The 20,050-nt window shown below is 59.0% G+C and carries 15 protein-coding genes and 3 tRNA genes; 13 read left to right on the plus strand and 5 right to left on the minus strand.

All coding sequences use genetic code 11. The features are described from left to right. Window positions 1-220 precede the first annotated feature (220 nt). On the minus strand, window positions 221-691 hold the full coding sequence (argR, locus tag H7K56_RS15095; RefSeq protein WP_021508137.1) for a transcriptional regulator ArgR: 471 nt from the start codon (window positions 689-691) through the stop codon (window positions 221-223). Window positions 692-1,111: 420 nt separating this feature from the next. Between argR and mdh the strand changes: the two genes are divergently transcribed. After that, complete coding sequence (gene mdh, locus H7K56_RS15100) at window positions 1,112-2,047, plus strand: malate dehydrogenase (protein ID WP_021508136.1); 936 nt, start codon at window positions 1,112-1,114, stop codon at window positions 2,045-2,047. A gap of 46 nt (window positions 2,048-2,093) precedes the next feature. Here mdh and mscM read toward each other — a convergent pair whose 3' ends face one another. From mscM to rsgA, 3 genes are all read right to left on the minus strand, one after another. Then, complete coding sequence (gene mscM, locus H7K56_RS15105; RefSeq protein WP_088516104.1) at window positions 2,094-5,429, minus strand: miniconductance mechanosensitive channel MscM; 3,336 nt, start codon at window positions 5,427-5,429, stop codon at window positions 2,094-2,096. Between the two features lie 17 nt (window positions 5,430-5,446). Continuing rightward, the gene (gene asd / locus H7K56_RS15110) at window positions 5,447-6,343 is read right to left on the minus strand and encodes an archaetidylserine decarboxylase (RefSeq protein WP_021508134.1); all 897 of its coding nucleotides are present in this window, start codon (window positions 6,341-6,343) and stop codon (window positions 5,447-5,449) included. Between the two features lie 93 nt (window positions 6,344-6,436). Continuing rightward, window positions 6,437-7,486, minus strand: a complete 1,050-nt coding sequence (gene rsgA / locus H7K56_RS15115) for a small ribosomal subunit biogenesis GTPase RsgA (protein WP_031279822.1) — start codon at window positions 7,484-7,486, stop codon at window positions 6,437-6,439. A 102-nt stretch (window positions 7,487-7,588) separates the two neighbouring features. On the opposite strand from rsgA, the gene orn reads away from it, so the two are divergent. From orn to H7K56_RS15135, 4 genes are all read left to right on the plus strand, one after another. Continuing rightward, the gene (orn, locus tag H7K56_RS15120; RefSeq protein ID WP_021508132.1) at window positions 7,589-8,137 is read left to right on the plus strand and encodes an oligoribonuclease; all 549 of its coding nucleotides are present in this window, start codon (window positions 7,589-7,591) and stop codon (window positions 8,135-8,137) included. A gap of 236 nt (window positions 8,138-8,373) precedes the next feature. Continuing rightward, window positions 8,374-8,449: transfer RNA gene (locus H7K56_RS15125), tRNA-Gly, on the plus strand. A 91-nt stretch (window positions 8,450-8,540) separates the two neighbouring features. Beyond that, window positions 8,541-8,616: transfer RNA gene (locus tag H7K56_RS15130), tRNA-Gly, on the plus strand. A gap of 199 nt (window positions 8,617-8,815) precedes the next feature. Further along, a tRNA-Gly gene (locus H7K56_RS15135) sits at window positions 8,816-8,891 on the plus strand. Window positions 8,892-9,322: 431 nt separating this feature from the next. On the opposite strand, the gene queG is transcribed toward H7K56_RS15135, so the two are convergent. Continuing rightward, window positions 9,323-10,462 carry a tRNA epoxyqueuosine(34) reductase QueG gene (gene queG, locus H7K56_RS15140; RefSeq protein ID WP_150360357.1) on the minus strand — a complete coding sequence of 380 codons (1,140 nt, stop codon included), beginning with the start codon at window positions 10,460-10,462 and terminating at the stop codon, window positions 9,323-9,325. Here queG and nnr point away from each other — a divergent pair. From nnr to hflK, 8 genes are all read left to right on the plus strand, one after another. Further along, entirely contained in the window at window positions 10,461-11,978 is a 1,518-nt protein-coding gene (gene nnr / locus H7K56_RS15145) for a bifunctional ADP-dependent NAD(P)H-hydrate dehydratase/NAD(P)H-hydrate epimerase (RefSeq protein WP_150360358.1), read from the plus strand. The genes queG and nnr overlap by 2 nt on opposite strands. A gap of 3 nt (window positions 11,979-11,981) precedes the next feature. Further along, window positions 11,982-12,458 carry a tRNA (adenosine(37)-N6)-threonylcarbamoyltransferase complex ATPase subunit type 1 TsaE gene (tsaE, locus tag H7K56_RS15150; protein WP_059012451.1) on the plus strand — a complete coding sequence of 159 codons (477 nt, stop codon included), beginning with the start codon at window positions 11,982-11,984 and terminating at the stop codon, window positions 12,456-12,458. Continuing rightward, window positions 12,458-14,113: an N-acetylmuramoyl-L-alanine amidase AmiB gene (gene amiB / locus H7K56_RS15155; RefSeq protein WP_371824683.1), complete on the plus strand. Its 1,656-nt coding sequence runs from the start codon at window positions 12,458-12,460 to the stop codon at window positions 14,111-14,113. Before tsaE ends, amiB begins: the two co-directional genes overlap by 1 nt. 42 nt (window positions 14,114-14,155) lie before the next feature. After that, window positions 14,156-16,015 (plus strand): DNA mismatch repair endonuclease MutL, encoded by a 1,860-nt coding sequence (gene mutL, locus H7K56_RS15160; protein WP_150360359.1) that lies wholly within the window; start codon window positions 14,156-14,158, stop codon window positions 16,013-16,015. Continuing rightward, window positions 16,008-16,949 (plus strand): tRNA (adenosine(37)-N6)-dimethylallyltransferase MiaA, encoded by a 942-nt coding sequence (gene miaA, locus H7K56_RS15165; protein WP_031280158.1) that lies wholly within the window; start codon window positions 16,008-16,010, stop codon window positions 16,947-16,949. The genes mutL and miaA overlap by 8 nt, the downstream gene beginning before the upstream one ends. Before the next feature lie 110 nt (window positions 16,950-17,059). Then, complete coding sequence (hfq, locus tag H7K56_RS15170; protein ID WP_010618006.1) at window positions 17,060-17,374, plus strand: RNA chaperone Hfq; 315 nt, start codon at window positions 17,060-17,062, stop codon at window positions 17,372-17,374. An 80-nt stretch (window positions 17,375-17,454) separates the two neighbouring features. Continuing rightward, complete coding sequence (hflX, locus tag H7K56_RS15175) at window positions 17,455-18,735, plus strand: ribosome rescue GTPase HflX (RefSeq protein ID WP_021509763.1); 1,281 nt, start codon at window positions 17,455-17,457, stop codon at window positions 18,733-18,735. Window positions 18,736-18,814: 79 nt separating this feature from the next. Further along, the gene (hflK, locus tag H7K56_RS15180) at window positions 18,815-20,050 is read left to right on the plus strand and encodes an FtsH protease activity modulator HflK (RefSeq protein WP_021509762.1); all 1,236 of its coding nucleotides are present in this window, start codon (window positions 18,815-18,817) and stop codon (window positions 20,048-20,050) included.

Here is a 20,050-nt window from a genome sequence, read left to right on the forward strand (position 1 = left end):
AAAGCAAGAGATAACCGCTAAGCACTAATTGTAAAGCAGCGTAAAATAGCGCAAAGGGTTAAGCAGGCGAAAAGGTCGTACCAATAGTTCCCCGCATTGAGAACCCGGCGGAATATGGCTAAGCGGTTATTTTGTAAGGTGTTGGCGATAAAACAGCGGGAGAAACGTGGGCGGGCAGGCAAGGTTACCGGCAGGTGAACCGCCGGTAACAGACAGGGTTTTATAGTTCCTGTTCGAATAACACCAGCACGGCGTCATACAGCTGCTTCACCGTAAAGGCGCGCGCTGGCGTAATAAAGATGGTGTCGTCACCGGCGATGGTGCCGAGAATGCCTTCGGCTTTGCCGAGGGAGTCGAGCAGGCGGGCGATCAGCTGGGCCGCGCCCGGGCTGGTATGAATCACTACCAGCGCATCGTTATAGTCGATATCCAGCACCAGATTCTTCAGCGGACTGGTGGTGGTAGGCACGCCCAGTTCGGCAGGCAGGCAGTACACCATCTCCATTTTGGCGTTACGCGTGCGCACCGCGCCAAACTTGGTCAGCATACGAGAAACTTTTGACTGGTTGATGTTGCCGAAGCCGTCTTCCTGCAGCGCCTGGACAATTTCGCCCTGAGAGCTGAACTTTTCTTCTTTCAGTAAGGCTTTGAACGCCTTTATCAGATCGTCTTGTTTAGATGGGTTTCGCATAAGCTACCAATAAAAGAGGGTTGCAGCAGGCAACAGGCCCGTCGCAGATAAATTATTATGCATTTAGATGAATTTTTATGCAATAAGCGGATGCGTGAATTCACGGCATGCGCGTGTGGGGCGGGCATGATAACAGAGTTTTATCCTGCACCAAAATCGCGCGCTGGCGCGCAAAGCGAAGGTTGCAAAGTTGTTATATTATTGAAGTGGTAACAACAAAACGATGATCATTGCCGTCCATAGTCTTCTGGCTGCGACTGGATCATTCAGGCGACTTCTGAAGTGGAGATGTCTCGGGAGCCGATTGCGGCGTAATGTTATTGCGCGACAGGTGTGTCGCTATCGCCTGAGAAGTTGATTAAACTCGTAACCTGATGGATTTCCGGCATATCTCTGCCCCACCTTAATAAGGAGTTCAGGATGAAAGTTGCCGTTCTCGGTGCAGCTGGTGGTATTGGCCAGGCACTCGCTCTGCTGCTCAAGACCCAATTACCCGCAGGTTCAGCCCTCTCACTGTATGACATTGCCCCGGTGACACCAGGCGTCGCGGTTGATCTCAGTCACATTCCTACCGCCGTGAAAGTTGAAGGGTTCAGTGGCGAAGATGCGACGCCGGCTCTGCACGGCGCCGATGTGGTGCTGATCTCGGCCGGTGTGGCACGCAAACCTGGCATGGACCGCGCCGATCTGTTTAACGTCAACGCCGGTATCGTGCGTAACCTGATTGAACAGGTGGCGACCACCGCGCCAAAAGCGCTGATTGGCGTCATCACTAACCCGGTAAATACCACGGTGGCGATTGCCGCCGAAGTGCTGAAAAAAGCCGGGGTGTACGATAAAAACCGGCTGTTTGGCGTCTCGACGCTGGATGTGATTCGCGCCAACACCTTTGTCGCTGCCCTGAAGGGCAAACAGCCTACGGAGATTGAAGTGCCGGTGGTCGGCGGGCATTCAGGCGTGACCATTCTGCCGCTGCTGTCGCAGGTTAAAGGCGTCAGCTTCAGCGAGCAGGAGATCGCCGACCTGACGAAACGTATTCAGAATGCCGGTACCGAAGTGGTGGAAGCCAAAGCCGGTGGCGGCTCGGCGACGCTGTCGATGGGCCAGGCGGCGGCGCGCTTTGGTCTGTCGCTGATTCGTGCACTGCAGGGCGAAGCCAATGTCGTAGAGTGCGCCTATGTGGAAGGCGACGGCGAGTACGCGCGCTTCTTCTCGCAGCCGCTGCTGCTGGGCAAAAACGGTATCGCCGAACGCCGTCCGCTCGGGCCGCTCAGTGATTTCGAACAGCAGGCGCTCAACGGCATGCTGGAGACGCTGAAAAAAGATATCGCGCAGGGCGAAGAGTTTGTGAAGTAACTCGCGCGTAAAGAAAAAACGCCCGGCGCATGCCGGGCGTTTTGTTTTACAGGCCACCGGATTTGAAAGTCCGGCTGGCAGCCGAACCGTTGCTGGCCGGCGTTTTGCGCCCCAGCGTTTCCATCCGTACCTGGAACGGCGGGAACGGCATCTCAATGCCATGCTCTTCAAAGCCGCGCAGAATCAGCTGATGCAGCTCATGACGCAGCGGCATACGATGGCCCATCTCCGCCGCGTGCACGCGCAGCTCAAACAGCTGAATGCCCTGCTGCAAGTCCACCAGGAACACATCCGGCGCCGGCATATCCAGCACGTAGGTGCAGCGATCGGCCGCCTGCTTCAGGATGGTCGTCACCTCTTCGCTGTTAACGTGGGCCGGTGCCGGAATGGTCAGCACCACGCGCGTCACCGAATCCGACAGCGACCAGTTGACGAACTGCTCGGTGATAAAGGCCTTGTTCGGCACGATAATCTCTTTGCGGTCCCAGTCGGTAATGGTGGTGGCGCGCGTATTGATGCGGGTGATGCTGCCGGTCAAATCGCGAATTGTCACGGTATCGCCGATACGAATCGGTTTCTCAAACAGGATGATCAGGCCGGAGATAAAGTTAGCGAAGATCTCCTGCATCCCAAAGCCCAGTCCCAGACCCAGCGCCGCTACCAGCCACTGCAGTTTTGACCACTCCACGCCAATAATCGAGAAGCCAATCAGACCGCCGACCAGCATCAGCGCGTATTTGGTCAGGGTGGTAATGGCGTAACCGGTACCGGGCGACAGGCTGAGGTGTTGCAGCAGCGCCAGCTCCAGCAGCGCCGGCATATTGCGCACCAGCTGGGTGGTGATGATAAAGATCAGGATGGCGATCAGCACGGCACCCAGCGTAATGGGCTGTACGCTCTCGACGCCCTGCACCGTGGTGCTGGCATCCCACAGCGGAATGTTGTCGAGGAAACTGAACGCGGAGTGGATCTCAGACCACAGCACAATCACCGACACCAGCGCAATCAGCGTCAGAATCGAGCGGACCAGCCGCAGCGACTGCGCGCTGATCGCATCCAGATCGATAATCGGCTCTTCGACTTCCACGGTATCGGTGCTGACGGCAGACTGCTGCTCTTTTTCCTCTTCGCTGCGCGCGCGGTTGGCCAGCATATCGGCACGACGCTGGCGCGCGCGGTCAAAGGCGATGCGGCGGCGCTGAATCAGCATCCAGCGGCGAATGATGTGGTAAATCACCAGCAGGAAGAACCAGATGCCGACCGAGGTTTCCAGACGCGCCAGCAGCGCCTGCGCGGTGGCCAGATAGCCAATGCAGGAGGCCAGCGCCGCCACCAGCGGAATGGCGATCATCAGGTTCCACAGAATCCGGTTAACGAAGTTGTCGCCGTTGCCCTCTTTATCCAAATAGAGCGGGATACCGGCGCGTTTCAGACTGACGGTGACAATGCTCAGCGCCCCGCAGATCAGAATAAAGCACAGGCGCCCCAGCGTGGCGGAGAACTGCGGATCGTCGAGGTTGGCGAAAGCAATCAGCAGCATAATCAGCGGTACGATCAGGCCGACCGTCAGCGAGTAATAACGCATGGCGCGCGCGACCCGCGCCTGCGGCCAGCGGAAGTGCACGACAAACAGGCCGTCAGGACGGGCAAAAGCCGCGCTAATCATGAATGCCCACAGCAGCGGCAGGGTGGCAGTGATGCCATCGCCAATCGCCACGGCAAACGGGTAAGGCCAGGCGTGCTGCAGGCCAAAGCCGAGCGCGGCCCACAGCACCGGCAGCGGCACCGCGACCAGAATCGACCAGAAGACGGTGCGCAGCGTCAGGCTGAAGCGGTCCTGCGTCACTTTCCCCACGCGGCTGGCCGCACGCGCCATAAAGGCGTTGTAGTGACGACGTGTGCTGATGCTAAAGCCCACCAGCAAAATGGCGCCAATAATCGGCAGCACCGTTTCGCGGTTAGTGAACATCATCGCCAGCGCTTTGCCCAGCTGGCCCAGCGTGTCCAGCGACAGCAGGCGCGTCAGGTCGGTGGCCACGTCCAGCGGATATTTCAGGCCAACCGGGCTGACGTCGGCGGTCCAGAACAGATAGCGGTGCGTCGCCTCTTTAACTTCACTCAGCGCGTCCTGCAGCTGCGTATTGGAAACCTTCAGCTTGGTGATTTCCAGAATCAGCGTGTCGCAGCCGGAAATCAGCGAGTTCAGCAGTTCACGCTGGGTTTTCAGCTGGGCATCCAGAATGCGCGTCTGTTCACTGGTGAACGGCGTGCCGTCCGCCTGTTTCTCTTTGCGCAGCGCCTGCTGGCGCTCCAGCAGGTCTTCATAATGCAGCCGCTGCACGCGCAGCTGGCCCATTTCACTGTCGATCTGCTGGGATTTCGGCATCTCCGGCAGGCGCGCCACCTGCGCGCGCAGCGCTTCACCCAGCAGATTCGACACGCCCAGCCACTGTGACTGCTCGCGCAGCGTGCTCAGCGCCTGGCGCACCTGCAATGTCTGATTGGTGGCGAGACGCTGCTGCGAGGCCACCAGATCCATACGCTGCGCCTGCTGATTCAGATCGGCGGAGAGCTCGCGGTTAACGCGGAACTGATCGCTGATGGAGGCCGGCAAATCGCCGCTGTTTTCCGCCAGCTGTTCGGTGCGCTCCAGCGCCAGTTCGGCTTCGCGCTGACGCTGGTTGTTGAGCTGATTGCGCAGCGCCTGCAGATAGTTATCCAGCTGGGTGGCTTTGCGCTGATGCACTTCCGCGCGCATGCGCGCCAGCTCCTGACGGTTATTGGCCGACAGCTGCGCCAGCTCCAGCTCATCTACCCGCGCTTTACTGGCAGCGCTCTCGGTCTGACGCGCATAAATCTGCGCCTGTGCCAGCGGGGTAGCGGCAGCCGCCACGCCCTGTGCACGCCGTTCGCTTTCGGTCATGGCGCGCCGCGCATCGGTCTGCTGCTGCGGCAGCTGCGACAGAGAATCGCTGATTTCGCGGGCGCGATCCTGCTCCTGCTGCGCCTGGCGGCTCTCCTCCAGCAGCTGGCTGCTAACCTGCAGGATCTCCTGATCCAGCTCGGCATTGCTCATGTTGCTGCGCACTGGCTTGCTGCTGTCGGTCAGCGTGGCGATTTGCTGACGTAGCTCGCGCGCCAGCCGCGGGAAATCATCGATCACCTGCTGATACTGTTTCGCCCGTTCCAGCGAGTCGTCGCGTTCGGACAGAAAGTTAATTGCTGCTTCCAGCGCCTGCACCTGTTCGGCCTGGCTGGGCGAGCTTTTCGCGGATTTCGCCGTTTCCAGATCCTGTTTCAGCTGGCTGGCGGGTGGAACGGTGGCGGCAAAGACGGTGCTGCTGAGCACCAGGCTCAGCAGCAGAAAAAGAGAGGCGCGCACGGCGGTGTTTCCCGGAATTAGTCGATGAGCGGAGCGCTGTCGCCGGGCTGCGGCAGGGCGATAGCCAGCGGCTGACCCAGGCGGGTTTTGCTTTCGGCTTCAAGGCTTTCAGCCAGCTTGACGCGGTTCGGCGCGAACAGGTTGATCACCGTCGAGCCCAGCTTAAAGCGGCCCATCTCCTGACCTTTCAGCAGCACGACCGCGCCATCATGATCGGCCGATGGGTAGCGCCAGCGTTTGATCACCCCTTCGCGCGGCGGCGTCACGGTGCCGGCCCAGACGGTTTCGATGCTGCCGACGATGGTGGCGCCCACGAGGATCTGCACCATCGGGCCGTGATCGGTATCGAATACGCAGATCACGCGTTCGTTACGGGCAAACAGGTTCGGGATGTTGCGCGCGGTCAGCGGGTTAACCGAGTAGAGATCGCCCGGCACGTAGATCATTTCGCGCAGGATGCCGTTACACGGCATGTGCACGCGGTGGTAGTCGCGCGGCGCAAGGTAAGTGGTAACGAACTCACCGTCGACAAATTTTTCCGCCAGATCGTCATTGCCGGCCAGCAGCGCCTGCAGCGAGTAGGTGTGGCCTTTGGCCTGGAAGATCTGATCGCCAGCAATACGGCCCAGCTGGCTGATGGCGCCATCGGCTGGCAAGGCCAGCAGCGAAGCGTCCGGATCGATAGGGCGCGCACCCTCTTTTAACGGGCGTACAAAGAAGTCATTAAAGGTGCGGTAGCTGCCGGTGTGCGGCTTGCTGGCTTCCGCCATATCCACTTTGTAGAACCAGACAAAAATGTCGATGACCGCTTTGGTCAGCCAGCCAGCGCGGCGGCTGGCGCCCCAACCGGCGAGTTCGGTCAGCGCTTTTTTAGGCAGAATGTGATTCAGGCCGAGTTTAAAACGATCAAACACCGTTGCCTCCTGGCTTAATAACGTTTGGTTTACACAAAAGGGGGCGGATTGTAGCAGCGCCCCGGTCAGTTGGCGAATGTGCCGTTGTACCCGTTAATCTTCGCTGGCGGAAAAGTTTTTACGCGTTTTTACTTGCGCCATGCTCTCCAGAATACGGTGGTAGTTATCGAAGCGTGAAATGTCGATGATCCCGTTCTCCACCGCTTCGCGGATGGCGCAGCCAGGGTCGTTGTCGTGCTTGCAGTCACGGAACTTGCAACCGCCGAGAAATTCACGGAATTCGACAAATCCCTGGGTAATTTGTTCCGGCTCCAGATGCCACAAACCGAACTCGCGCACGCCAGGCGAATCGATGACATCGCCGCCGTGCGGGAAGTGATACAGCCGTGAGGCGGTGGTGGTGTGCTGGCCGAGGCCGGACACGTCCGACACATCATTGGTCAGGATCTCATCGCCTGCCAGGTCGAGGCCGAGCAGGTTGTTCAGCAGGCTGGATTTCCCCACGCCCGACTGACCGGCAAAAATGCTGACCCGGCCGGTGAGCGCCGCTTCCAGATCCTTCAGTCCATCTTTGGCGCGGCTCGACACCATCAGTACGCGATAGCCAATGTGGCGATAGATATCCATCTGCTCATCGACAAACGCCCGCGCGTCGTCATCCAGCAGATCGGTTTTATTCAGTACCAGCAGCGGCTCCACGCCGAGCGTTTCGCTGGCCACCAGATAGCGATCGATAATGTTCAGCGACAGCTCTGGCAGGATCGCCGACACAATAATGATCTGATCAATGTTAGCGGCGATCGGTTTCACGCCGTCATAGAAGTCCGGGCGCGTCAGCACCGTCTGGCGCGGGTGCACGGCTTCAACAATACCTTTGCCACCGTTTTCGCCGGCGGCGCGCCACACTACGCGGTCACCGGTGACCAGCGAGCGAATAGTGCGGCGAATATTACAGCGATGCACCTCGCCGGCGCTGTCTTCCACATCCGCGTGCATGCCAAAGCGGCTGATTACTACGCCCTCAGAGGCTTCACCAAACAGGCTGTCGTCCGGTTCCGGCTTTTCGTTCCGTTGCTGCAGACGACGCTGATGGTTGGCGCTGACGCGACGTTGTTGACCCTTCGACAATTTATTTTTGCTCACGCATCCTCTCACGCTTTCGCCAGGCTTCGCCCCGCTGGGCAAAACGTCTATGATACACCTTAATTCAGGCTAATGACGACTTTGGCAACAGGCGGGAAATGCATGACAGCGGGAAATGAAAACAATCTGATTTGGATCGACCTGGAAATGACCGGACTGGATCCGGAGCGCGATCGCATTATTGAGATCGCCACCATTGTAACGGACGCCAACCTCAACATTCTGGCCGAAGGGCCGGTACTGGCGGTGCATCAGTCCGATGCGCAGCTGGCGCTGATGGATGACTGGAACGTGCGCACCCACACCAATAGCGGCCTGGTTGCGCGCGTGAAGGCCAGCCAGCATGACGATCGTGCGGCGGAGCAGGCGACGATTGCGTTTCTGCAGCAGTGGGTTCCGGCCAACACCTCACCGATTTGCGGCAACAGCATTGGCCAGGATCGCCGCTTCCTGTTTAAGTACATGCCGGAGCTGGAAGCCTATTTCCACTACCGCTATCTCGATGTCAGCACGCTGAAAGAGCTGGCGCGCCGCTGGAAGCCAGAGATTCTGCCAGGCTTTAAAAAGGCCGGTACGCATCAGGCGCTGGACGACATTCGCGAGTCCATTGCCGAGCTGGCCTACTACCGCGAGCACTTCCTGCAGCTGTAAATCAACGCGGGTGCGCAGGAAAGCAGCAGTTTGCCGATTAAAACAGCAAACGCGCGCAAAGCGCAAAATTTTGCTTTGCAACGCTTGCGGCGGGAAGGATTTCTCGTATAATGCGCACCCCGTACCGGTGAAGAATTTACAACAGGTACGGAGCAGTAAAAGTAACAAATGTTCTGAATCAGGTAGTTCAGTTGCGCTAAGGCGGTCAACGCCGCAGCAGATTGAAAGACAATGATGCGGGAATAGCTCAGTTGGTAGAGCACGACCTTGCCAAGGTCGGGGTCGCGAGTTCGAGTCTCGTTTCCCGCTCCAGAACGTGCAGTAAAAAGTAATGCATCAGAATCAAGGATTTCAGCCGCGTCCAGGCCGTTAACGCCGCAGCGCAATGAAAGACGACGATTATGCGGGAATAGCTCAGTTGGTAGAGCACGACCTTGCCAAGGTCGGGGTCGCGAGTTCGAGTCTCGTTTCCCGCTCCAGTCTCTGTTGCAGTACGCCATCCAAATCACGGATTTAGTCTTTTTGCGGTTGTTGTGACTTAAGAATGCCGGTACATAATCGAGTATTTGAGTATGCAACAAGGCGGCAACTGAGCGAATCCCTGGGAGCTTACACGAGTAAGTGACCTGGGTGAGCGAAGGCAGCCAACGCCGTGGCAGACTAAAATACGAAGATTATGCGGGAATAGCTCAGTTGGTAGAGCACGACCTTGCCAAGGTCGGGGTCGCGAGTTCGAGTCTCGTTTCCCGCTCCAGATTTTCATATTCACTAAAGTTATTTGCCCCCGGGCACAATCAGACATACAACTGCTGCAGTCGTTTTACCTGTGCGGTTCCGTTTGTTATCTGGAAATTTTGCACGCCGCGTGAGTGCCCAGGATGTCTGCGTCTGTTGCAGTAATCTTACAGGTTATCCACAATGCGCCCGCAACGTGCTGACGGCGTTTTACCCTATCTGCAAAACCGTTTTGAACAGAGTTATCCACAAGCTCTGGACAAGCCCCTGCGCGCAAAACCCGACGTAAATGTTTACAGTAATTATCTAACCCTATGTTTTTTATTGGGTAAATGATATTTCAGACTGTGAATGCCCCTTTTAGACGAAATAACGATCCACGTCACTATTCGGGGAAATAATTTTATTCACAGCATGTGGAAAAGCATAATATCCTGCGCGATTGCTCAATCATGCATCACGCGGTAACCCTTTCTCGACGGCGCGCACCAGCCGCTGCTGCTGTGCCGATTGCACCTCTACCGCCTGCGCCGCGCGCTTTTGCCGCTGCTGCGCGATCGCCCAGTCAATGTGCTCATCCAGCAGCGGATGTTCACCGCGCCGCTGTTCTAATGCCGTGAGATTTTCGGGTGCCCAGGGCGCATTACCCAGCGCCACCGCCACATTACGCAGCCAGCGCAGATGGCCGATGCGGCGAATGGCGGAGCCTTCCGTGACGCGCAGAAAACGGGCTTCATCCCAGCCGAACAGTTCGACCAGCTGCGGCGCGTGCAGCACCGCGCGCGGCGAAAAATCCTCTTCATCGGTCAGCTGACCATAGCGGTTCCACGGGCAGATCAGCTGGCAGTCGTCACAGCCGTAAATGCGGTTGCCGATCAGCGGACGCAGCGCTTCGGGAATGGCGCCTTCCAGTTCAATGGCGAGATAGGAGATGCAGCGGCGCGCATCGACGACATAAGGTTCGACGATGGCGCCGGTCGGGCAGATGGTCATGCAGGCGACGCAGCGGCCGCACTGCTCTTGCTGCGGCTCATCCAACGGCAGCGGTAGATCAATCAGCAGTTCGCCGAGGAAAAACCATGAGCCGGCTTCGCGATTCAGCACCAGCGAATGTTTGCCGGTCCAGCCGAGTCCGGCTTTGACGGCAATCGGCCGCTCCAGAATCGGCGCGGAGTCAACAAACGGACGAAAATTGAGTTCGCCGCAGTGGGCCTGGATTTTTTCTCCGAGCTTTTTCAGTCGATTGCGCAATACTTTGTGGTAATCGCGGCCCAGCGCGTAGCGGCTGACATAACCCAGCTGCGGGTTTTTTAACGTGCTGGCAAACGCGGCTTTGGCCGGAAGATAGTTCATGCGTACGCTGATCACGCGCAGCGTGCCGGGCAGCAGTTCATGCGGACGGGCGCGCATCATACCGTGACGCGCCATCCAGTCCATCTCGCCGTGATACTGTTTCTCCAGCCACTGCTGCAGTTTCGGCTCTTCGGCGCTCAGGTCGGTATCGCAAATACCCACCTGCTGAAAGCCGAGTTCGCGCCCCCACTGTTTAATCTGTTGAGCGAGCTGTTGAAGATCGAGAGGGTATGACATGAGAGACCAGGCAATTGAAGCAAACGCACGCAGTTTACCACACTCTGTCTGGCCTGCGCAGGCCATGCCGCAACTGGAGTGCGACGCCGCCGATAGCCTGGGCCTGACGCTGTATGAACTGATGCAGCGCGCCGGGCAGGCCAGTTATGAACGGATTCGCCAGCAGTGGCCGCAGGCGCAGCACTGGCTGATTTTATGCGGCCACGGTAATAACGGCGGCGATGGCTACGTGGTGGCGCGGCTGGCGCAGGCCGCCGGGCTAAGCGTGACGCTGCTGGCCTGTGACAGCGAACGTCCGCTGCCGGAAGAAGCACAGCAGGCGCGCGACGGCTGGCTGGCGGCGGGCGGCGTAATTCATGCCGCCGACGCTGCCTGGCCGGAACACATCGACGTGATTGTTGATGCGCTGCTGGGCACCGGGCTGAATCGCGCGCCTGCCGCGCCTTATCAGTCGCTGATCGAACAGGTCAACGCGCACGCCGCGCCGGTGTTTGCCGTCGATATCCCTTCCGGGCTGGTGGCGGCGACCGGCACCACGCCAGGTGCCGCAGTGGTGGCGGACTGCACGCTGAGCATGATCGCGCTAAAGCCTGGTCTGCTCACCGGCAAAGCGCGCGACCACGTCGGCGTGCTGCATTGCGCGACGCTTGGTCTGGACGCGTTTCTGGCCGGCGAGCAGGCGCCAGTTCATCGCTATGCCGCCCGGGATTTGTCGCGCTGGCTGAAGCCGCGTAAAGCCACTTCTCACAAAGGCGATCACGGCCGTTTGCTGGTGGTCGGCGGCGACAGCGGTACGGCCGGCGCGATCCGCATGACCGGCGAAGCGGCGTTGCGCAGCGGTGCCGGACTTGTGCGGGTATTAACGCATGAAGATAATATTGGCCCGATTCTCAGCGCGCGGCCGGAGCTGATGGTGGATGCCCTGAGCGATGCGCGGCTGGATGACGCGCTGGCGTGGGCGGATGTCATCGCCATCGGCCCTGGTCTTGGCCAGCGTGAATGGGCTCAGAAGGCACTGAAAAAGGTGGCACTGAGTGAAAAGCCGATGCTTTGGGATGCTGATGCGCTTAACCTGCTGGCAATCAATGCAGATAACCGTCAGAATCGCATCATTACGCCGCATCCCGGCGAGGCCGCACGCCTGCTCGGGGTGAAAACCGCAGAGATTGAGAGTGACCGCTTACACGCCGCGCAGACCCTGGCAAACCGCTACGGCGGCGTGGTGGTGCTGAAAGGTGCCGGTACGGTAATTGCCAGCGCGACGGGCGACATGGCGATTGCGGATGTCGGCAATGCGGGCATGGCGTCCGGCGGTATGGGCGATGTGCTGAGCGGTATGATCGCCGCCCTGCTGGGCCAGCAGGCCACCCTGTTTGACGCCGCCTGTGCGGGCTGTGTCGCGCACGGTGCCGCGGCGGATGCGGTAGCGCGACAGCGCGGGACGCGCGGCATGTTAGCCACTGATTTGTTCGCACTGCTGTGGCAGTTTGTTAATCCAGAGATGATCCAACAATAAAGCATGAAGACCTGTGTTATTCCTTTGCCCGATGAGGCGGCAACCCTGAATCTGGGTGCGCAACTGGCCCGCGTTTGCAGCAGCGCGGTGGTGATCTATCTGTATGGCGATCTGGGTGCCGGTAAAACCACCTTCAGCCGCGGCTTTTTGCAGGCGCTTGGCCATCAGGGCAACGTCAAAAGTCCAACCTATACGCTGGTTGAGCCCTATCAGCTGGGCGACCGCAGCCTGTACCATTTCGATCTCTATCGCCTCGCCGACCCGGAAGAGCTGGAGTTTATGGGCATCCGTGACTACTTCAGCGGCGACGCGCTGTGCCTGGTTGAGTGGCCGCAGCAGGGCGCGGGTGTGCTGCCAGAGCCGGATCTGGCACTGACGCTAAGCTACGTTGCCAGCGCGCGCGCAGCGGAGATCAGCGCGCATTCGCCGCTGGGCGATACGCTGCTGCAGCAGTTTCAGCAGGGCAGGGAACCGGCATGATGTCACGCGTTACCGGGATGATGCTCGCCCTGCTGTGTCTGTTCTCCTCGTCGGCGCTGGCCGCGACACTATCGGATATCAAAGTCGATAACGGCGACAGCCAGGCGACGGTGACCCTGAGCTTCAACGGTCAGCCGGTGTATGGCTTCTTTCCGCTGCACAACCCGAACCGGGTGGTGCTGGATATTCGCCAGAGCGGCAATATTCAGGGGCTGCCGCTCAACTTTAGCGGCGAAAATATCGTTAAACGGATTCGTAATAGCCAGCCGAAGGATAAGCAGAGCATCCGGCTGGTGTTTGAGCTGACTCAGGCGGCAAAAACGCGCGCCAGTACGCAGCGCGACGGCAATCAGTACCGCGTGGTCTTCACCATCAGCGGCACCCAGCCGGCCAGACGCAGCACCGCGGCGGCACCGGTGACGCGTGCGCGCCAGAGCGACAGCGCTACGACCAGCCAGGGTAATCCGTTCAACGCCAATCCGGTGACGGCGGTGACCAGCAGCAACACCACGGTGCGTCCGGGCGGCGCGGTCAGCCGTAACGATGCGGTGATCGTGGCGATTGATGCCGGACACGGCGGTCAGGATCCGGGCGCCTCGGGCCAGCATGGTTTGCATGAGAAGAATGTCACCATCGCCATTGCCCGTAAGCTTAAAGCGCTGATGGATCAGGACCCGATGTTCAAACCGGTGCTGACGCGTAACGGCGACTACTTTATTTCGGTGATGGGCCGTTCTGAAGTGGCGCGTAAAGAGAACGCTAACCTGCTGGTATCGATTCACGCCGACGCCGCACCGAATCACTCTGCTACCGGGGCTTCGGTTTGGGTGCTGTCCAACCGTCGCGCCAACAGCGAAATGGCTAATTGGCTGGAGCAGAAAGAGAAACAGTCTGAGCTGCTGGGCGGCGCGGGCGATCTGCTGGCGAACAGCCAGGCCGATCCCTACCTGAGCCAGGCGGTGCTGGATCTGCAGTTTGGCCATTCACAGCGCGTCGGCTATGACGTGGCGGTTAAAGTGCTGCAGCAGCTGCGCGGCGTAACGCCGTTGCACAAACGTCTGCCGGAACATGCCAGCCTCGGCGTGCTGCGTTCGCCGGACATCCCTTCTTTACTGGTTGAAACCGGCTTTATCAGTAACGCCGGGGAGGAGCGGCTGCTAGGCAGCAGCGCGTATCAGGAAAAGATTGCCCAGTCGATTTACAAAGGACTGCGTAACTATTTCCTCGCGCATCCGCTGCAATCGGTCCCAAAGGAGGAAAACCGGCCGCTGGATCGCGCACCAGCGGTTAGCGTCGCCAGCAACCCGGCCACCGGCACCGTGCAGTACACCGGTGCTACCCAGCGCCATACCGTAACGCGCGGCGAGACGCTGTCCGGCATTGCCGCGCGCTACGGTGTCAGCATGGCAACGCTGCGCGAGCTGAATAACCTGAAGCGCGATGTAGTGTGGGTCGGCCAGCGGCTGAAAGTGCCGGCCGGTTCCGGCGTCAGCAGCGCGGCCAGCCGTCCGGCGCGGCACAAAGTGGTGCGCGGTGATTCGCTGACGGCGATTGCCGCGAAGTACGGCGTCAGCCCGAAAGCCATCATGCAGGCGAATAACATGAAGTCGAGCAACGTGATGCTGGGGCAAAATTTAAAGATTCCACAATCCTGATGAGGGGCTGCGCGCAGCCCATACCTGATAAGGATCACCACCATGCCAATACAGATTTTACCGCCTCAGCTGGCGAACCAGATTGCCGCTGGCGAAGTGGTTGAGCGCCCGGCCTCGGTCGTAAAAGAGCTGGTGGAAAACAGCCTTGATGCCGGAGCGACGCGCATTGAGGTCGATATTGAGAAGGGCGGTGCAAAGCTGATCCGCATCCGCGACAACGGCTGCGGCATTGCCAGAGATGAACTGGCGATGGCGCTGGCCCGCCACGCCACCAGCAAAATCGCCTCGCTGGATGATCTGGAGGCGATTGTCAGCCTCGGCTTTCGCGGCGAAGCGCTGGCGAGTATCAGCTCGGTGTCGCGCCTGACGCTAACGTCGCGCACTGCCGATCAGCAGGAAGCCTGGCAGGCCTATGCCGAAGGGCGCGATATGGCGGTGACGGTCAAACCCGCCGCCCACCCGGTGGGAACCTCGCTGGAAGTGCTCGATCTGTTCTACAACACGCCTGCCCGTCGTAAATTCATGCGCACCGAAAAGACCGAGTTCACCCATATTGATGAGGTGATTCGCCGCATTGCGCTGGCGCGTTTCGACGTCGCCATTTCGCTGACGCACAACGGCAAGCTGGTGCGTCAGTATCGCGGCGTGACGCAGGAGGCGCAGCGCGAGCGGCGTCTGGGTGCCATCTGCGGAACGCCTTTCATGCAGCACGCGCTGCGCATTGACTGGCAGCACGACGATCTGGCGCTGCGCGGCTGGGTGGCCGATCCGGCGGGGTCGCGTCAGGTTACCGACCTGCAGTACTGCTACGTTAACGGTCGCATGATGCGCGACAAGCTGATTAATCACGCCATCCGCCAGGCCTATCAAACCCAGCTCGGTGAAGATCAGCAGCCAGCCTATGTACTGTATCTGGAGATTGACCCGCATCAGGTGGATGTCAACGTGCATCCCGCGAAGCATGAGGTGCGTTTTCATCAGTCGCGTCTGGTGCATGACTTTATCTGGCAGGGCGTGATGAGCGTGCTGCAGGCCAGTCGCAGCGCCGAATTGCCGCTGGCCCATGCCGAAGAGCCACCGCCGCAGTGGCAGCCTGAGAACCGCCAGGCCGCCGGGGCGAATCACTTTGCCCAGCCGGCAACCGGTGCGCGCAGCGGTGGCAGCGCGGCATCCGGCGGCACGGGCGGCCAGTGGCAGCCGAAAGAGCCGGGCTATCGCGCGCGTGAAGGGGCGGTTTATCAGCAGCTGATAAAAACACCGGCGGCGGAGACGCCACGCACACCGGCCGCTGAATCTGAACCCGCGCCACGCCCGGCACCCGCGCGTGAAGCGCCGCTGGCCGCCCACACGCAAAGTTTTGGCCGGGTGCTCAGCGTGGTGCGCGAGCGCTATGCGCTGCTGGAGCGCGGGGAGACCTTGCAGCTGCTGTCATTAAGCGTAGCGGCGCGCTGGCTCAAACAGGCCCAGCTGCAACCCGGCGATGAGGGGCTCAAACCGCAGCCGCTGCTGATCCCGGTACGGCTGAAAATCGCTCACGAAGAGTTAAGCGTGATTGCTGCCCAGGCGGCGCTGTTAAGCCAGATGGGCATTGATTTACAACGGGAAGGACAGCATGTGACGCTGCGCGCTGTCCCTTTACCGTTACGAACACAAAATTTACAAATCTTGATTCCAGACCTGTTAGGCTATCTCGCCCGGCAGCAAGAGGTTTCTGCTTCCGCACTGGCCCAGTGGCTGGCGCGACGCGACGATGCGGCAGAACCTCACTGGAATCACTCGCAGGCGATCACGCTGCTGGCAGAGCTCGAACGGCTCTGCCCGCATCTGCTGAAATCGCCGCCTTCAGGTCTGTTACAGACCCTTGAGATTGAGAGCGCGCTAAACGCGTTGAAGCATGAGTGAACTGAACCAGGCTAGCCGGCCAAAGGCAATTTTTTTGATGGGACCGACCGCCTCCGGTAAGACGGCATTAGCCATTGCGCTGCGTCAGCAACTTCCGGTGGAACTTATTAGCGTTGACTCTGCCTTAATCTATCGCGGGATGGATATTGGCACGGCGAAACCGTCGGCACAGGAGTTGGCGCAGGCACCCCATCGCTTGCTGGACATTCGCGACCCGGCGGAGAGCTATTCCGCTGCTGAGTTTCGTCGCGATGCGCTGGCAGAAATGGCGGAGATTACCCAAAAAGGTAAGATTCCGCTGCTTGTTGGTGGAACCATGCTTTACTTCAAAGCGTTGCTGGAAGGATTGTCGCCGCTGCCCTCGGCCGATCCGGAAGTGCGTCAGCGAATAGAGCAAATGGCGGCGGAAAAAGGCTGGGAAGCCCTGCACCGCCAGCTGTGTGAAATCGATCCGGTCGCCGGTAGTCGTATTCATCCGAATGATCCGCAGAGACTTTCGCGAGCACTGGAAGTTTTTTTTATTTCGGGTAAAACTTTAACGGAACTGACAAAAACGGCCGGTGAAGCGTTACCCTACGATGTGTACCAGTTTGCTATCGCTCCGGCGAGCCGTGAACTGTTACACCAGCGCATCGCGTTGCGTTACGACCAGATGTTAGCGTCAGGTTTTGAAGCGGAGGCTCGGGCACTGTTTGCACGAGGTGATTTGCATACGGACATGCCTTCCATTCGCTGTGTTGGTTACCGTCAGATGTGGTCTTATCTGTCTGGCGAAATCGATTACGACGAAATGGTTTATCGGGGAATTTGCGCCACCCGGCAGCTCGCTAAACGCCAGATGACCTGGTTACGTGGCTGGCCCGACGTCCACTGGTTAGACAGTGACGCGCCAGAATTAGCGCGTAATGCGGTGCTTCAGGTTGTTAGTGCGTAGCAGGGATGATTGTGTACAATTGGTCCGTTATCGTGCGCAAATTTTTACGCAGTTTTTCTGAACCACGGTTCACAAAGTAACAAACAACAAGCATATAAGGAAAAGATAGAATGGCTAAGGGGCAATCATTACAAGACCCGTTTTTGAACGCATTGCGTCGTGAACGTGTACCGGTTTCGATCTATTTGGTGAATGGTATTAAGCTGCAGGGACAAATTGAATCCTTTGATCAGTTCGTCATTCTGTTGAAAAACACGGTAAGCCAGATGGTGTATAAGCACGCCATCTCTACAGTGGTTCCTTCTCGTCCGGTTTCGCACCATAGCAACAACGCGGGCGGCAGCGGTGGCAGTAACTACCACCATGGCGGAAGCAACCAGGGCGCTCAGTCGCAGCCACAACAAGACGGCGATAACGCAGAGTAATTCTGCACGGCCGTAAAGCCAGGGCTGGGGAGCGAGTGCGTTTTCCCGTCCTGGTTATTTTATTTTAGCGAGGTTATAGCTTGTTTGACCGTTATGATGCCGGTGAGCAGGCCGTACTGGTACACATCTGGTTCTCCCAAGACAAAGAGCTGGAAGATTTGCAGGAGTTTGAAACTCTTGTCTCTTCTGCGGGCGTCGATGCGCTGCAAGTGATTACCGGCAGCCGTAAAGCGCCACATCCCAAATATTTTGTCGGTGAAGGAAAGGCAGTTGAAATTGCCGATGCGGTGAAAGCGAGTGGAGCATCGGTCGTTTTATTCGATCATGCCTTATCCCCTGCTCAGGAACGTAATCTTGAGCGGCTGTGCGAATGTCGCGTAATCGATCGCACCGGCTTAATTCTCGATATTTTTGCCCAGCGCGCCCGCACCCATGAAGGGAAATTGCAGGTCGAGCTGGCACAGTTACGCCATCTTGCCACCCGTCTGGTGCGCGGATGGACTCACCTTGAGCGGCAGAAAGGCGGTATCGGCCTGCGTGGACCGGGTGAAACCCAGCTGGAAACCGACCGTCGTTTACTGCGCGGCCGCATCAGCCAGATTCTGTCCCGCCTTGAACGCGTGGAGAAACAGCGTGAGCAGGGACGTCAGGCGCGTGCGAAAGCCGATGTGCCGACCGTCTCCCTGGTGGGCTACACCAACGCCGGCAAATCCACCCTGTTCAACGCCATCACTTCAGCCAACGTGTATGCTGCCGACCAGCTGTTCGCCACGCTGGACCCGACGCTGCGCCGCCTCAACGTGGCCGATGTCGGCGAAGTGGTGCTGGCGGATACGGTAGGCTTTATCCGACACCTGCCGCATGACTTAGTGGCGGCGTTTAAAGCCACCCTGCAGGAAACCCGTCAGGCGTCGCTGCTGCTGCACGTGATTGACGCCGCGGATTTGCGCGTCAATGACAACATCGACGCCGTAAACGAAGTGCTGGCAGAGATTGAAGCCGATGAGATTCCGGTGCTGCTGGTGATGAACAAGATCGATATGCTGGATGGCTTTGAGCCGCGTATCGATCGCGACGAAGAAAACCGGCCGACGCGCGTGTGGCTGTCGGCGCAGAGCGGTGCCGGTTTGCCGCTGCTGTGGCAGGCGCTGTCCGAGCGCTTAGCCGGTGAAGTGGCGCAGTATGATTTACGTCTGCCGCCGGAAGCGGGCCGCCTGCGCAGCCGCTTCTATCAGTTGCAGGCGATTGAAAAAGAGTGGAATGAAGAAGATGGCTGCGTAGGTTTGCAGGTGCGAATGCCGATTGTTGACTGGCGCCGCTTGTGCAAGCAGGAACCGCAGCTCGCCAGTTATATTGTTTGACCGTTGCCCAACTCATTTACCCCAGGACGTGCCCGGCACGTGGCAGGGTAAACTTATATACAATAAATGGAGTAGAGACATGGCGTGGAATCAGCCCGGAAATAACGGACAGGACCGCGACCCGTGGGGAAGCAGCAATAACCAAGGCGGCAACTCTGGGGGAAATAAAGGAGGTCGCGATCAGGGACCTCCTGATCTGGATGATATCTTCCGTAAGCTGAGTAAAAAACTCGGCGGACTGGGCGGTGGCAAACAGAGCGATAACGGCCAGCGCAGCGGCGGCAGCGGTGGCAAACTGGTTGGCATTGTCGCCGTGGCGGCAGTGGTTATCTGGGCAGCCAGTGGTTTCTACACCATCAAAGAAGCGGAGCGCGGGGTCGTGACGCGTTTCGGCAAATTCAGCCATCTGGTTGAGCCTGGCCTCAACTGGAAACCGACCTTTATCGATCAGGTGCGGGCCGTCAACGTCGAAGCGGTGCGTGAGCTGGCGGCGTCGGGCGTGATGCTGACTTCGGACGAGAACGTGGTGCGCGTGGAGATGAACGTGCAGTACCGCGTGACCGATCCAGAGCGCTACCTGTATGCGGTGACCAGTGCCGATGACAGCCTGCGTCAGGCCACTGACAGCGCGCTGCGCGGCGTGATTGGCCGCTCGACCATGGACCGTATCCTCACCGAAGGCCGTACCGTCGTGCGTAGCGATACCCAGCGTGAAATCGACGAAACCATTCGTCCTTACAACATGGGTATTACGCTGCTTGACGTCAACTTCCAGGCGGCGCGTCCACCGGAAGAGGTCAAAGCCGCGTTTGACGATGCGATTGCCGCCCGCGAAAACCGCGAGCAGTACGTGCGTGAAGCTGAAGCGTACGCCAACGAAGTGCAGCCGCGTGCAAACGGCCAGGCGCAGCGTATTCTTGAAGAGGCGCGAGCCTACAAAGAGCGGACTGTGCTGGAAGCGCAGGGTGAAGTGGCGCGGTTCGCGCGTCTGCTGCCGGAGTACAAAGCCGCACCGCAGATCACCAAAGAACGTCTCTACATTGAAAGCATGGAGCGCGTGCTCAGCCATACCCGCAAAGTGCTGGTTAACGACCGCGGCAATAGCCTGATGGTGCTGCCGCTGGATCAGCTGATGCGTGGCGGCCAGGCAGGCGGCCAGAGCGGTCAGAACAATGCCAATCTGATGAAGTTACCGTCGTCACCGGGCAGCAATGCCGGCCGCGGCGACACTTCATCCTACAGTCCGGACAGCATCATGGATCAGCGTCGCGCCAATGCGCTGCGTAACGATACCCAGCGCGAAGGGAGGGAGTAA

This window comes from Pantoea dispersa (assembly GCF_014155765.1).
GTDB classification, from domain to species: Bacteria; Pseudomonadota; Gammaproteobacteria; order Enterobacterales; family Enterobacteriaceae; genus Pantoea; species Pantoea dispersa.

Bases quoted from the DNA above. Each gene is read 5' to 3' on its own strand.
- argR (WP_021508137.1), bottom strand. From the start codon at position 691: ATGCGAAACCCATCTAAACAAGACGATCTGATAAAGGCGTTCAAAGCC.
- mdh (WP_021508136.1), top strand. From the start codon at position 1,112: ATGAAAGTTGCCGTTCTCGGTGCAGCTGGTGGTATTGGCCAGGCACTC.
- orn (WP_021508132.1), top strand. From the start codon at position 7,589: ATGACAGCGGGAAATGAAAACAATCTGATTTGGATCGACCTGGAAATG.
- nnr (WP_150360358.1), top strand. From the start codon at position 10,461: ATGAGAGACCAGGCAATTGAAGCAAACGCACGCAGTTTACCACACTCT.
- queG (WP_150360357.1), bottom strand. From the start codon at position 10,462: ATGTCATACCCTCTCGATCTTCAACAGCTCGCTCAACAGATTAAACAG.
- tsaE (WP_059012451.1), top strand. From the start codon at position 11,982: ATGAAGACCTGTGTTATTCCTTTGCCCGATGAGGCGGCAACCCTGAAT.
- amiB (WP_371824683.1), top strand. From the start codon at position 12,458: ATGTCACGCGTTACCGGGATGATGCTCGCCCTGCTGTGTCTGTTCTCC.
- mutL (WP_150360359.1), top strand. From the start codon at position 14,156: ATGCCAATACAGATTTTACCGCCTCAGCTGGCGAACCAGATTGCCGCT.
- miaA (WP_031280158.1), top strand. From the start codon at position 16,008: ATGAGTGAACTGAACCAGGCTAGCCGGCCAAAGGCAATTTTTTTGATG.
- hfq (WP_010618006.1), top strand. From the start codon at position 17,060: ATGGCTAAGGGGCAATCATTACAAGACCCGTTTTTGAACGCATTGCGT.
- hflK (WP_021509762.1), top strand. From the start codon at position 18,815: ATGGCGTGGAATCAGCCCGGAAATAACGGACAGGACCGCGACCCGTGG.